The organism is Dietzia aurantiaca (assembly GCF_021033825.1).
Taxonomy (GTDB): Bacteria; Actinomycetota; Actinomycetes; order Mycobacteriales; family Mycobacteriaceae; genus Dietzia; species Dietzia aurantiaca.
This window is the reverse complement of sequence record NZ_JAIFXZ010000001.1, coordinates 300,127-313,462: the sequence shown is the minus strand read 5'-3', so window position 1 is coordinate 313,462 and position 13,336 is coordinate 300,127. Positions and strand designations below refer to the sequence as shown.

Here is a 13,336-nt window from a genome sequence, read left to right as displayed (position 1 = left end):
TACGTCGCGGCTAGACTCGGTCGGGTGAACACCGAAGCTTCCAGCCGCACGCCGGCGCGTGCTGTCGCGGTCGTCGGCGGCAGTCGCTACCTCGGCGCGCACCTGGTGGGCATGCTGCTCCGGAACGAGTCCGTCGAGCGTGTGCTGGCCATCGACTCGGTCAAGCCGTCACCCCAGCACCGCAGGCGGATGCGTGACGCGGAGTTCGTCCGGCTCGACCCCCAGTCGCCGCGTCTGCAGGGGATCCTGCGCGAGGCGGGGATCGACACCGTGGTGCACGCCGGGCTGTTCCACACCGACTTCGCGCCGGGCGGCCGGGCGGCCGTCAAGGAGTCCAACATCATGGGCTCGATGCACGTCATCGCGGCGTGTGGCAGGGCCTCGACCGTCAAGCGGTTCGTGTTGATTTCCTCCACCACCGTGTACGGCTCCTCGGGCTCGGACCCGGCCATGTTCACCGAGGACATGGCCGCGCGCCGCCAGCCGAGCGGCGGCATCCCGCTGGACCACCTGTCCGTGGAGGGCTATGTGCGGGGCATGTCTCGCAAGCGCCCGGACATCGACGTGACGATCCTGCGCATCCCCGCCATCCTCGGGCTGCCCGAGCCGACCGTGCTGGGGGAGCTGCTGCTGCCGTCGGTCGCGCCGGTGCTTGCCGGTTACGACCCGCGGGTCCAACTGCTGCACCCGCAGGACGCGTTGGACGCGCTGCTCCACGCCACCCTCGGGGCGGCGCCGGGCACGTACAACATCGCCGCCGAGGGCGTGCTCACGCTGGCCCGGGCGATCCGCCGGGCGGGCCACATCCCGCTGCCGGTGCCGCCGCAGACCTTCAAATACGCGGCCCGCATGCTGCTCAGCCGGGGGCTCAGGGACATCGGCCCGTCGCAGATGCGGTACCTGCGGTTCGGCAGGGTGGTCGACACCACCCGCATGCGCACGGAGTTCGGATTCCGGCCCAGCTACACCACCGATGAGGCCCTGCACGCCTACCTGGTCGACTCCGGGACGGAACCCCTGGTCACCCGTGCCTCGCTGGAGCGCAAGGTCGCCAAGCTCGAGAAGTTGCTACCGGGGCCCGTGGCCGACCGGCTGCGCGCGGGCGTGGACACCACCATCGGTGAGCTCGAGGCGATCGGGGCCCTGCCCGACCGCATGGAGGAGGCGTTGTGAAGGGCCCGGAATTCGACCTGAGCCAGCCACTCGGTGGTCCCCGCTGGGGCGAGGGCCGCCGGGACGCCCGGAGTGACCGGATGGTCGGGGAGGGCTTTCTCGGCGCGACCACCAGCAGCGACGCCGCCGCCACCGAGATCGGGCGGATCGTCGACAGGTTCCTCAGCTCGATGCGGGCCACCCTCGGGCAGATCGTGGAGGCCGTGCCGATCGATGCCGAGATGCTCGCGCCGGTCCGCGATCTCGCCCGCGGCGTGGACGTGATGCTCGCGACCGGCGACGTCAGCGCGCTGTCCGGGATGGCCGAGGCCATCAACTCCGCCGGGGAGGTCCTGGCGACCCGCATCACCGGCGGCTATGAGGTCGACGAGTTCGGCTTCGACGAACACTTCTACACCAACGTCTGGCTTCCCCTGTGGCGCCCGCTTTTCGAGCACTGGTTCCGCGTCGAGGTGATCGGGGCGGACAACATCCCGGCCGAGGGCGCGGGGTTGATCGTGTCCAACCATGCCGGCGTGCTCCCGCTCGACGGGCTGATGACCAGCGTCGCGGTCCACGACCACGGTGGTCGCGCCCTGCGTCTGCTGGCCGCGGACCTGGCCATGACGCTGCCCGTGTCCGCGCCGCTGGCCCGCCGGGCGGGCGCCACCCTGGCCTGCAACGCCGACGCCGAGCGGCTGCTCGAGGACGGTCACGTGGTGGCCGTGTGGCCCGAGGGTTTCAAGGGCCTCGGTAAGCCGTTCGCCGACCGCTACCGACTGCAGCGCTTTGGCCGCGGCGGGTTCGTGTCCACCGCGCTGGCCGCCGGCGCGCCGATCATCCCGTGCTCGGTCGTCGGCTCGGAGGAGATCTACCCGAAGATCGGCGAGATCCCGGCGCTCGCGCGGCTGCTCGGACTGCCGTACATGCCCATCACCCCGACGTTCCCGCTCCTCGGCGGGCTCGGCGGTATCCCGTTGCCCACCAAGTGGACGATGGAGTTCGGCGAGCCCATCGAGACCGCACACCTGGGGCCGGACGCCGCCGATGACCCGATGGTGGTCTTCGAGATCACCGACCAGGTCCGCGAGACCATCCAGAACACGCTGTTCCGGAACCTCGCGCGACGCGGCAGCGTCTTCTTCGGCTGACCTCGCGCTACGCGCCGCTGGGGCGGGAGGAGTACTTCGACCGCATGGCCGCCCCGGCGCCGGCGAGCCCGCCGACCGCCAGCACACCCGGCACGGCCTTCTTGGCGGCCTGGCGCACCGTGCGGAAGTCCTTGACGTTCCAGCCGTTCTCCGAGGCGTATTTCCGCAGCTTCGAATCCGGGTTGATGGCCACCGGGTGGCCCACCATGGTCAGCATCGGCATGTCGTTGAAGCTGTCCGAATAGGCGTAGCACTTCGACAGGTCGAAGCCCTCCTTCTCGGCGAGCGTGGCGATCGCGTGTGCCTTACCGGGCCCGTGCAGGATGTCGCCCACGAGCCGGCCGGTGTAGACGCCGTCCTTCTCCTCGGTGACCGTCCCCAGCGCGCCCGACAGGCCCAGCCGGGTGGCGATCACGCGGGCCAGCATCACCGGCGTGGCGGTGACCAGCCAGACCTGCTGGCCGGCGTCGAGGTGCATCTGCACGAGCGCCCGCGTGCCCGGCCAGACGCGGTCGAGCATCGAGGTGTCCACGACCTCCTCGCTCAGCGCGGTCAGCTCGGCGACGGTGCGGCCCTCGACGAACGCCAGTGCCTTGTCGCGTCCGCTCGCGACATCGTCGGCGTTCTCCTCGCCGGAGATCCGGAACTTGGCCTGCGACCATGCCAGTCCCATGATGTCCTTGGCGGTGAAGAACTTGTGCTTGGCCAGCCCGCGGGCCAGCAGGATGATCGAGGCGCCCTGGATCAGCGTGTTGTCCACGTCGAAGAACGCGGCCACCTGCGGGTCTGCGACGAACGGCTCGACCGCGTGCTCGTCCTCCGGGACCGGGGCGTCGGCCAGCGGGGTGCCGGTCTCGACACCCTTCTCGATCTTGACGGCGTTCTCGGCCGACGCCTTACCCGCCATGCGCTGGATGCGGTGGCTGCGACGCCGGTAGGCCAGGCGGCCGATGGCACTCGTGACGTCAGCGCGACCGGGCAGCCGCATGCCGAACAGGGCCGGCCGGCCGTCCGACTCCACCTGTTCGTCGATGAGATCCGACGCGTCCGCGCCCGGGAACTCCGGGTCGAGGCCGTCGGCGGGCGTCGTGTCGGCGTCGTCGTTCACCTGTCGTGACCTCCTGGGGGCGATGGGCCCCATCCTAAGGCAGCCCTGTGGCGGTCGGGCACTATCTAGGCATGGTGCACGGTGTGACGTTGTTGACGCGCGAGGGCTGCGGGAGCTGCGTGCGGGTCCACGATCAGCTGGTCCCGTTGTGCGCGCGGGCGGGCGCGCGGCTGGAGGTGACCGACGTCGACCGGGTCGCCGATCGCGAGCTCGCGATCGAGTACGGCGACCGACTGCCGGTGGTGTTGGTGGACGGTGCCGAGCACTCCTGTTGGGAGGTCGACGACGACGAGCTCGTCGCCACGCTCGCCGACACCGAGCCGTTCGCGGGTTGGGACTAGACGTCGTCCGCCTCTCCCGGCACTTCGGGGACCCCCGGCTGCCCGGCGCCCCGGAGCGCCCGGAGGAACGTCGCGTGGCGCAGCAGGAACGCGCCCTCGTCGAGCTTCTTGCGCCGCATCCAGCCGGTGACCTCGCTGTTGTGCTTGCTCGCGTTGCAGGACGCGCAGGCCGGGACCACGTTCTCCACGGTGTAGCGGCCGCCGCGGGAGATCGGCTGGACGCAGTCGCGCTGCAGCGCCGGCCCGGTCTCCCCGCAGTACGCGCATCCTTCCCAGGCGTCGAGGATCTCGAACCACTGCTGGTCGGTGAGGTCGTTGTCCACCCGGGACAGCCGCCGCTGACGGCGCCTGGCGTAGCGGGCGCGGGTCGACGGCGACGCCGACGAGGAGTTTCTGCGGCGGGGAGGCACGGGGGAGGTCCTTTCGTGGAGCGGACCGGCGGTCCGCGCTGCTCACGGACGGCGCGCGGGGTCCGCCACGCATAGCATTGACCCCGGTGACGGTTTTGTCCCGGGGTGCCATGCGGGTTACGGTGGATCGCGTTACGGGTCGTCCGCAGGCTTCACCGCCGCGACCGTCCCGGCAGGTCGGTCCCGGCGTGGGGTCGGCCTGTACGCAGCCGTGCACATCGACAGGAGACGACCGACTGTGGAGCAGCGTTCCGCGAGTTCGTCCTGCGGTGCCCTGTCCGTTCATTCGGTCCCCGGCCCGCACGGTGGCGGCCGTCCCGATGCCGCGTCCCGGGCCGTCAGGCCACGAGTTGACGAGCTGGCATCCATTCTGGCATGGGCCCATCGCGCCCCGTCGGCCGGGGGTCGGTTGTGAGCATCCTCCTGGTGGGTGTCTCCCATCACAGTGCGCCCGTCTCGCTGCTCGAGGCCGTCGCCGTCTCCGAGGTCGACCGGGACGTGCTCACCGAGGAACTGATCGCCGGTGAGCACATCGACGAGGCGATGATCGTCACCACCTGCAACCGGGTCGAGGTGTACTCGGCCGCCAAGGCGTTCCACCCGGCGCTCGACGACGTGGTGGCGCTGCTGTCGCGGCACTCCGGGATGGCGATCGACGAGCTGAGCCGCCACCTGTACATCCGGTACTCCGAGGCCGCCGCCGAGCACCTGTTCTCCGTGGCCTCGGGCCTGGACTCGATGGTGGTGGGCGAGCAGCAGATCATCGGCCAGATCCGTACCGCCTACCAGTCGGCATCCGAGATCGGCGCCGCCGGGACGACCCTGCACCGTCTAGCTCAGCAGGCCCTGCACGTGGGCAAGCGCGTCCACACCGAGACCGGGATCGACTCGGCCGGTGCCTCCGTGGTGTCTGTCGCGCTGGACCGGGCCGCCGAGATCCTCGACGCGACCGGCCTCGACCCGGCCGGCTCGGCCGCCGACGGCCCCGTCGCGGGCCGCCACCTCGACGGGCGTCGGGCCGTGGTGCTCGGTGCGGGCGCGATGGGCGGGCTCGCCGTGGCACACCTGGGCCGTGGCGGCATCTCCCACATCGACGTCACCAACCGCACCGCCGAGCGGGCCGAGCGACTGTCGGAGATCGCCCGCGACGCGGGCACCCCGGCCGCGGCGTTCCCGCTCGAGGAACTGGCCCGCGCGGTGGCCAGGGCCGACATCCTCTTCACCTGCACCGGGGCCGTGGGCACGGTCGTGACGCTCGGCGACGTGCACACCGCGCTCGCCGGCCGCGGCGAGCTGGGCCACCTGGTCATCTGCGACCTCGGGATGCCGCGGGACGTCGACCCGGCGGTCGCCGGACTGCCCGGCGTAACGGTCCTGGGCATCGAGGCCCTCAAGGAGGACCCCGCCACCTCGGGCGCCGCCGCCGAGTCCGACGCGGCCCGAACCATCGTCGACGCCGAGCTGACCGCCTACACCCAGGCCGAGCGCATGGCCGAGGTCGGCCCGCTGATCGGCAAGCTGCGGGGACGCGGTGGCCAGGTTGTCGCGGCCGAGATGCGGCGCCTCGAGGCACGCCTGCCGGAGATGGACGACAAGGTGCGCGACGAGGTCGCCAACACCGTCCGCCGGGTGGTCGACAAACTTCTGCACCCGCCGACGGTGAAGGTCAAAGAGCTCGCCGCCAGGTCGGACGGCGAGGACTTCGCGGCAGTGGTAAGCACACTGTTCGATCTGGACAGCATCGTGGACGAGGAGGCGTCATGAGCAGGATCCTGAAGGTGGGAACGCGCGGCAGCACGCTGGCCACCACGCAGGCCGGGCACGTCCGCGACGCGCTTATCGCGGCCGGGTACCGGGCCGAGCTGGTCATCGTGCAGACCAAGGGCGACGTCGTGATGGCGCCGGTCGAGCGGATCGGCGTCGGCGTGTTCACCCTGGAACTGCGGGCCGCGCTGGAGCGCGGGGACTGCGACATCGCCGTCCACTCCTACAAGGACCTGCCGACCGCACGCGACGAGCGGTTCGCGCCGATCGCCGTACCGCCCCGCGTCGACCCGTCGGACGTGCTCATCGCCCGCGACGGGCTCACCATGGCCACGCTCCCCGAGGGCGCCCGCGTCGGCACCTCCGCCCCGCGCCGGCGCTCCCAGCTCGCGGCCCTGCGGCCCGACCTGGACCTGCACCCGCTGCGCGGCAACATCGACACCCGGATGGGCTACGTCACCAGCGGCGACCTCGACGCGGTGGTCCTGGCCGCCGCCGGACTCGACCGCACCCGGGTGGGCGAGCGCGCCACCCATCGGTTCGGCATCGACGAGATGTTGCCGGCCCCCGCCCAGGGAGCGCTGGCCGTCGAAGCACGTGCTGACGATCCGGACGCGATCGCGGCCCTCGTCGTCGTCGACCATCTCCCGACCCGGGTGCGGATCGCGGCCGAACGGCGCCTGCTCGCCGACCTCGAGGCCGGGTGCACCGCGCCCGTGGGCGCGCGGGCGGAACTGTCCGGGATCGGTCCCGCGGACTCCGCCTTCGCCGGTACGGACCCCGCCGCCGACCGGGTCGCCGCCGACGCCGAGCTCACGCTCCACGCGGTCGTCGCCGCCCACGACGGTTCCACCGTTCTCCGCACCCACGGGACCACCGTCCCCGCGGAGCACCCCGACGGCCCCCTCGCGGCCGCCGAGGAGCTCGGACGCACACTCGCGGCCGAACTGCTCGACCGGGGCGCGCGAGACCTCATGTCCGACGAGTCGCCCGAACAACGCGACCCACTCGTACCCAGGGAGTCCACGACGGCGCCACCGACCGTCCGCGATTCCTAGCCCACCCACGAACTCCCCACTCGCGCGCAGCCAGCGCGCGACACCCATCCCACGGAGAGACGAACAATGACTCGAGCACGCAACACCCGCCCCGGAACCGTCCGCTTTGTCGGCGGAGGTCCGGGCAACGCGGGGATGCTCACCTGCCGGGCCCAGGAGGTCCTCGCCGGAAACGCACTGGTCTTCGCCGACGCCGACGTGTCGGCCGAGGTGCTCGCGCTGGTCGCCACACAGGTGCCGGTGCCGCAGGAGATGCTCGACGCGCGGCAGGCCGAGATGGACGCGGCCGTCGCCGCCGAGGACAAGGCCGAGGTCAAGCGTCTCAAGGCCCTGCCCGCCCCCACCGCTGCCGACATCCGGCCCGTGCTGGGCGAGCCCGCGGCCGTCGCCAAGCAACTCGTCGCCGAGGCCAAGAAGGGGCGCGACGTCGTCCGCCTGGTCGCCGGTGACCCCATGACCACCGACGCCACCGTCACCGAGATCGCGGGCGTCGGCCGCACCGTCGTGCCGTTTGAGGTAGTGCCCGGCGTCGCCGAGGCCACCGCCGTGCCCGCGTTCGCCGGCATCGCGCTCGGCTCCGGCTACGTGTTCGCCGACGGTCGCGGCAAGGTCGACTGGGCGGCCCTCGTCGGCTCTCCCGGACCGATCGTCCTGCGCACCACCGGGCGCCACCTCGCCGAGGCCGCCTCCAACCTGGCCGAGCAGGGCCTGGCCGCCGGTACGCCGGTGACCGTCACCTGCTCCGGTTCGCTCTGCGCCCAGAAGTCCGCCGACGGCACCCTGGCCACCATGGCCGACGTCGGGCGGGACATGGAGGGCGACCTCGTCGTGACCATCGGCAAGTCGGCCGGCGAGCGGCACCGCCACCAGTGGTGGGAGTCGCGTGCCATGTTCGGCTGGAACGTGCTCGTGCCCCGCACCAAGGCACAGTCCGCCGAGATGAGCGACCGCATCTCCGAGCACGGCGCCGTGCCCGTCGAGGTGCCGACCATCGCGGTCGAGCCGCCGCGCAGCCCCGCCCAGATGGAGCGCGCCGTCAAGGGGCTCGTCGACGGCCGCTATCAGTGGGTCGTGTTCACCTCCGCGAACGCCGTGCGTGCCGTGTGGGAGAAGTTCGTCGAGTTCGGCCTGGACGCCCGCGCCTTCTCCGGCGTGAAGATCGCCTGCGTCGGCGAGGGCACCGCGGCCCGCGTCCGTGAGCTGGGCATCCAGCCGGAACTGCTGCCCTCCGGCGAGCAGTCCAGCCTGGGCATGCTCGAGGTGTTCCCGCCGTACGACGACGTGCTCGACCCGGTCAACCGGGTCCTGCTCCCGCGCGCCGATATCGCCACCGAGACGCTCGCCGAGGGTCTGACCGACCGCGGCTGGGAGATCGAGGACGTCACCGCGTACCGGACCGTGCGCGCCGCTCCGCCGGCCGCCGAGATCCGCGAGATGATCAAGACCGGCGGGTTCGACGCCGTCTGCTTCACCAGCTCCTCGACCGTGCGTAACCTCGTGGGGATCGCCGGTAAGCCGCACGCCCGCACGCTCATCGCGTGTATCGGGCCCCGGACCGCCGAGACCGCCGCCGAGTTCGGACTGCGCGTGGACGTGCAGCCCGAGAATGCCTCGGTGCTCGAGCTGGTCGACGCCCTGGCCTCGCACGCCGACCACCTGCGCGCGGCCGGCGAGCTGCCGCCGCCGCGTCGTCGCGCGCGTCGCCGCTGACCGCGACCGCGGCAACGCGCCCCCGAGTTCTCCCGAGCTCGGGGGCGCGCTCGTCGGTGGGCGAGTAGCTGGTGGCGCCGTCGCGCGCCGCCGTCGGGTGGTGGACTTTCGTAGAGTGGAGCGCGTGATCGAATTGCCGCAGAACCCTGCCGCCCCCGTAGTCCGACCGCGACGCCTCCGGAGCACTCCTGCGATGCGTCGACTCGTGGGGGAGACCACGCTGGAGGCCCGGCAGCTGGTGTTGCCGGTGTTCGTCGCCGACGGGATCGACGAGCCGCGCGACATCACGTCGCTGCCCGGGGTCGTCCAGCACACCGTCGACTCGATCCGGCGCGAGGCCCTCGCCGCCGCCGAGGCCGGGCTCGGCGGGATCATGCTCTTCGGGGTACCGCGGGACGAGGACAAGGACGCCCGCGGGAGCTGTGGGGTCGCCCCGGACGGCATCCTCAACCGGGCGTTGGCGGCGGTCCGCGAGGAGGTCGGTGACGATCTCGTGGTGATGGCGGACACGTGCCTCGACGAGTTCACCGACCACGGGCATTGCGGCGTGCTCGGTACCGGCCCCCGCGGCGAGGTGGTGGTGGACAACGACGCCACGCTGACCGCCTACAACGAGTTGGCGGTCGCCCAGGCGGCGGCCGGGGCCCACGTCGTGGGGCCCAGCGGGATGATGGACGGGCAGATCGCGTCCATCCGCGCGGCTCTCGACGGCCAGGGGCATCAGGACGTCGCGGTGCTCGCCTACAGCGCCAAGTACGCCAGCGCGTTCTACGGCCCGTTCCGCGAGGCGGTCGGTTCGTCCCTGCAGGGTGACCGCAAGACGTACCAGCAGGATCCCGGCAACCTGCGCGAGTCCCTGCGAGAGGTGCGGCTGGATCTCGACGAGGGGGCCGACATGGTGATGGTCAAGCCGGCCATGTCGTATCTCGACGTCCTCCGCCAGACCGCGGAGATCTCCGACGTCCCGGTCGCGGCCTACCAGGTCTCCGGTGAGTACGCGATGATCTCGGCCGCGGCCGAGCGGGGCTGGATCGACCACGATCCGGCGGTCATGGAATCGCTCCTGTCCATCCGTCGCGCCGGTGCCGACATCGTGTTGACGTACTGGGCGCTGCTCGCCGCGAAGCTGCTGGCCGAAGGCCGTGGTCGGCGGTGACCTCCAGCGGACCGTGGCGGCCGCCGGCCCCCGACGACACAGTGGGGGCCGACCCCGTCGCCGGGGCCGGCGGGGAGGCCGAGCTCGACCGGCCCCCGTCCCCGCCCCCCGAGGAGATCCGCGCGGCCTGGGGACTGTGGCTGGCCGCGGCGGTGTTCGCGTTGGCGGGCATGCTGCTCAACGCTGCGACCGCGCGACTCACGGACCTGCCCGTCGCCACCCAGGGCGCCTTCCGCGACGCCGTCGACAACGCGGGTGCGACCGACATCTCCGTCGATTCGCTGTTCCAGCTCGCGCTGGCCGTCGGTGCGGTGTTCGCGCTGCTGGCCGCCGCGCTGACGGTGTGGCTGGCATTCCGGCTCCGGGCGGGCAAGGGCTGGGCCCGCACCATGCTCAACCTCATCGCGGTCTTCCTCGTGATTGACGCGGTGTCCGTCGTGATCGGCGTGTTCGGTGGCGTGGCCGGCGCGGGTGAGCGTGACGAGGTCGTGAGCTTCGTCGTCGTCGCCCTCCAGATCCTCGCGGGGCTGTGCGCCGCCACCGCCGTCTGGCGCCAGCACACCGCCGAGGCGCTCGCGTACACCAAGGGCGACAGGGGGCCCCGTGTCGGCAAGTGAACCGGCCCGGATCCGGCCGGGCGCCGAGCCCGAGGGGCCCGTCCTGTACGCCGAGGACGGCTGGAGCTGGGCCTGGATCCTGGCGGCCCCGCTGTTCTGCACCGCGGCGGGGTTGTTCGAGTGGCTCACCGATGCGCCGGTGCATTGGCTGATGCTGACCGTCTGCGCGATCGCGTCCGCGCTGTGCCACGGGGTCATGATCGCCGCCACGCGCGTGCACGGGCGCGTCCGGCTCACGCCCACCGCCTACTACCAGGGCACCGAGGAACTCGACCTGGCCCACGTGCAGCAGGTCCTCCCCCCGGCCGGCGGGGGCCCTGCCGAGGCGTCCTGGCAGACCGCCCGCACGCTCGGCGAGCTACGCGAGGTCCCGCGGCGCCGCGGCGCCGTGGGACTGCGTCTGGACACCGGCGCCGAGGTCCGCGCGTGGTGCCGCCGTCCCGCCGCGCTGCGTGCCGCTCTGGTCGACGCCATCGGGGCCGCCGACGCGTCGCCGGGCCCGGCGTGAGGGCTCGGCGCCACGCCGTCGTGGCGACTGTCGCGGCGGCCCTGGCCGTGCTCCTGTGGTGGCTGTCGCGGGGGTCGATCGAGGTCGTTCCGCCCGCCATCGACCCGCCCGTGGACGGCACCGTCGTCCGCACGGTCACCGACACCCGGTTGCTGCTCGCCGCCACCGTGTCAGCCGGTCTGGCGATGGTGTTCGCGACGCTGTCTATCCTGAGTGTCACCTCACGTCTCCGAGGCTGATATATCCACTTCTGCCTGGGGTTTCGTGGCGGATCGACGCGTCACGGTAACGATCGGATGACGGTTCGCTGAGTGCTTGCCCGGCGATTCCACGTGGTGCGCACCACACGCTACTGTTGGGAAAGTTCGGACGTGTGTGGCCACGGTGAAAGCCTGCGTCGAGGCGTCTGATTCTCGGGAAGACACCTACAGCACATGGAATTGGGGATCGGTGCAGCCATCTAGCACTTTCGTTGGCACCACCGCGGTCGTGGGAGCGATCGCACTGCTGGGATCGGGAGTGGCAGCAGCCGCCCCGGTGGAGTGGCAGGAATGTACTGAGATGCTCGGCGTGGAGTCCGAGTACCTCCCCGCCGGGATGGAGTGCGGGACCGTCGAGGTGCCCGTCGACTACGGCGACCCGGCCGGCGCCACGACCAAGGTCGCGCTGACCCGGATCAAGGCCTCCACGGGACAGGCCAGGTCCACCGTGTTCGGCAACCCGGGCGGGCCGGGAAACTATGCGCTCAACTTCTGGAACCCGCCGCTGGACGGCTCCGCGCCTGCCGGTCTGTACGAGAACCACGACCTGGTGGCGGTCCAGCCCCGCGGCATGTTCGGCTCCAACCCGATGGTCTGTGAGGTCGAGTACGTCGGCCCGAACTCCGCCAACCCGCTGCACGACGCGTGCTTCGGCACCGACCCGGCGTACATGAAGTCCATGACCACCGAGAACGCCGCGCGCGACACCAATGCGGTGCGCGAGGCGCTCGAGCTCGCCGAGATCGACTACCTGGGCGTGTCCTACGGCACCGCGATCGGCACCGACTACGCGACGCTGTTCCCCGAGCACACCGGGAAGATGGTGCTCGACTCCAACACCCACCCCGACTGGCGCTGGTCCGAGCAGGCGCAGCAGGGCGCGTTCGCGCAGGAGAAGCGGGTCAACGACATCTTCGGGTGGATCGCCGAGCGGGACGAGTACTACGGGCTCGGTGACACCCCCCTGAAGGTGTTCCACTCCTGGAAGTGGGTGACCGACCAGGAGGTGGGCGGCCCCGCCAACCTGACGCCCCCGCCGGCCGAGACCCGTGACCTGCCGGTCGAGCTGCGCGGAACGGTGCTCGAGCAGCCGGCTATCGACGTGGTCAACACGACCGCGCCGGGCCGCGCCCGCGTCGAGGGCTTCGCCCGCGCCGCCGCGCTGCAGGGCCTGACCAACAACGCCACCACCGGTCTTTACGACGCCACCGTGGGCGCCACCTACAACGAGCAGGCGTGGCCGATGCTGGCCCACATCCTGAAGTACTACAACGACGGTGGCCAGATCGCCCGGGTCGACTACGAGACCGTCGGCCTCATGCTCGCGGCGCAGGAGAACCGCTCGCCGGTCTACCGCACCGACATCGAGATGAACGCCATCATCACCTGCAACGAGACGGCCGCCCCGGCCGACCAGCTGGGGGTGACGGCGGCCAAGATCGACAAGGCCACCGGAGGCAGCCGACTCGCGACGCGCGCCGCGGTCGAGGCCGCCGGCGACGACTGTGTGGGCTGGGATCCCGTCGCCCGCACGATCGACCCCAGCGGAGACGAGCTGGACGTGAAGCCTCTCGTCCTGCACTCCGAGGACGACGCCGTGACCCCGATCGCCGGGGCCCATCGCGTCGCCGACGCCATGGGCGGCACGCTGGTGACCGTCGGGGGAGGCGACCACGCCGTGTTCCGGACCGGTAACGAGGCCGTGGACCGGATCGTCATGGAGTTCCTCGAGACCGGACAGGCCACCCCCGGCCACGTGCCGGGCAAGCCGTCGCCGGACCCGCTGCCCAAGTGGGACGCGGCCGACCGCGCCTCCGCCGCCCAGGAGGGCATGGGGGCCCCGGTCGAGGGCGCCGACGACTGGTACGGCACGCACCGCGGCGACGCGATCGCGCCGGCCACCGGATCCGTCGAGCCCGCACCGGTGAACGCGGCCCCCGCGCCGGTGATCCCCGCTCCGGCCCCGCTGCCCACCCCGCAGGAGCTGCACGCGCAGGCGCAGAAGGCGCTGCAGGACGTGGCCGGTCAGATCGACGCGGCGGCCAAGTCGCTGTTCACCCCGCCGGCGCCGCCGGCATAGCCGCAGGCCACGCACCGCGGG

General features: G+C 71.9%; 13 protein-coding genes. 11 read left to right on the top strand and 2 right to left on the bottom strand.

Annotation, left to right across the window (positions count from 1 at the left end; genetic code table 11):
- Positions 1-24 precede the first annotated feature (24 nt).
- Both K3888_RS01555 and K3888_RS01550 read left to right on the top strand, forming a co-directional pair.
- Positions 25-1,173, top strand: coding sequence for an NAD-dependent epimerase/dehydratase family protein (locus K3888_RS01555; RefSeq protein WP_230928456.1), 1,149 nt, complete (start codon positions 25-27; stop codon positions 1,171-1,173).
- Positions 1,170-2,303, top strand: coding sequence for a lysophospholipid acyltransferase family protein (locus tag K3888_RS01550; protein ID WP_230928455.1), 1,134 nt, complete (start codon positions 1,170-1,172; stop codon positions 2,301-2,303). Before K3888_RS01555 ends, K3888_RS01550 begins: the two co-directional genes overlap by 4 nt.
- A 7-nt stretch (positions 2,304-2,310) precedes the next feature.
- On the opposite strand, the gene K3888_RS01545 is transcribed toward K3888_RS01550, so the two are convergent.
- Positions 2,311-3,291: an HAD family hydrolase gene (locus K3888_RS01545; protein ID WP_230928668.1), complete on the bottom strand. Its 981-nt coding sequence runs from the start codon at positions 3,289-3,291 to the stop codon at positions 2,311-2,313.
- Positions 3,292-3,482: 191 nt separating this feature from the next.
- Between K3888_RS01545 and K3888_RS01540 the strand changes: the two genes are divergently transcribed.
- The gene (locus K3888_RS01540; protein WP_230928454.1) at positions 3,483-3,752 is read left to right on the top strand and encodes a glutaredoxin family protein; all 270 of its coding nucleotides are present in this window, start codon (positions 3,483-3,485) and stop codon (positions 3,750-3,752) included.
- Here K3888_RS01540 and K3888_RS01535 read toward each other — a convergent pair.
- Positions 3,749-4,162, bottom strand: coding sequence for an HNH endonuclease (locus K3888_RS01535; RefSeq protein WP_230928453.1), 414 nt, complete (start codon positions 4,160-4,162; stop codon positions 3,749-3,751). The genes K3888_RS01540 and K3888_RS01535 overlap by 4 nt on opposite strands.
- 411 nt (positions 4,163-4,573) lie before the next feature.
- Here K3888_RS01535 and K3888_RS01530 point away from each other — a divergent pair, with 411 nt between their 5' ends.
- The 8 genes from K3888_RS01530 (at position 4,574) to K3888_RS01495 (ending at position 13,315) form a co-directional block, all read left to right on the top strand.
- Positions 4,574-5,926 carry a glutamyl-tRNA reductase gene (locus K3888_RS01530; protein WP_230928452.1) on the top strand — a complete coding sequence of 451 codons (1,353 nt, stop codon included), beginning with the start codon at positions 4,574-4,576 and terminating at the stop codon, positions 5,924-5,926.
- Entirely contained in the window at positions 5,923-6,984 is a 1,062-nt protein-coding gene (hemC, locus tag K3888_RS01525; protein WP_230928451.1) for a hydroxymethylbilane synthase, read from the top strand. The genes K3888_RS01530 and hemC overlap by 4 nt, the downstream gene beginning before the upstream one ends.
- A gap of 66 nt (positions 6,985-7,050) precedes the next feature.
- The gene (locus tag K3888_RS01520) at positions 7,051-8,694 is read left to right on the top strand and encodes a bifunctional uroporphyrinogen-III C-methyltransferase/uroporphyrinogen-III synthase (RefSeq protein WP_230928450.1); all 1,644 of its coding nucleotides are present in this window, start codon (positions 7,051-7,053) and stop codon (positions 8,692-8,694) included.
- 124 nt (positions 8,695-8,818) lie between these two features.
- On the top strand, positions 8,819-9,850 hold the full coding sequence (hemB, locus tag K3888_RS01515) for a porphobilinogen synthase (RefSeq protein ID WP_308281874.1): 1,032 nt from the start codon (positions 8,819-8,821) through the stop codon (positions 9,848-9,850).
- Positions 9,847-10,467 (top strand): hypothetical protein, encoded by a 621-nt coding sequence (locus K3888_RS01510; RefSeq protein ID WP_230928449.1) that lies wholly within the window; start codon positions 9,847-9,849, stop codon positions 10,465-10,467. The genes hemB and K3888_RS01510 overlap by 4 nt, the downstream gene beginning before the upstream one ends.
- The gene (gene mce1N, locus K3888_RS01505; RefSeq protein ID WP_230928448.1) at positions 10,454-10,975 is read left to right on the top strand and encodes a transport-regulating membrane protein Mce1N; all 522 of its coding nucleotides are present in this window, start codon (positions 10,454-10,456) and stop codon (positions 10,973-10,975) included. The genes K3888_RS01510 and mce1N overlap by 14 nt, the downstream gene beginning before the upstream one ends.
- A 20-nt stretch (positions 10,976-10,995) precedes the next feature.
- The gene (locus K3888_RS01500) at positions 10,996-11,214 is read left to right on the top strand and encodes a hypothetical protein (protein ID WP_230928447.1); all 219 of its coding nucleotides are present in this window, start codon (positions 10,996-10,998) and stop codon (positions 11,212-11,214) included.
- A 250-nt stretch (positions 11,215-11,464) separates the two neighbouring features.
- Positions 11,465-13,315: an alpha/beta fold hydrolase gene (locus K3888_RS01495; RefSeq protein WP_230928446.1), complete on the top strand. Its 1,851-nt coding sequence runs from the start codon at positions 11,465-11,467 to the stop codon at positions 13,313-13,315.
- Positions 13,316-13,336: the final 21 nt, after the last annotated feature.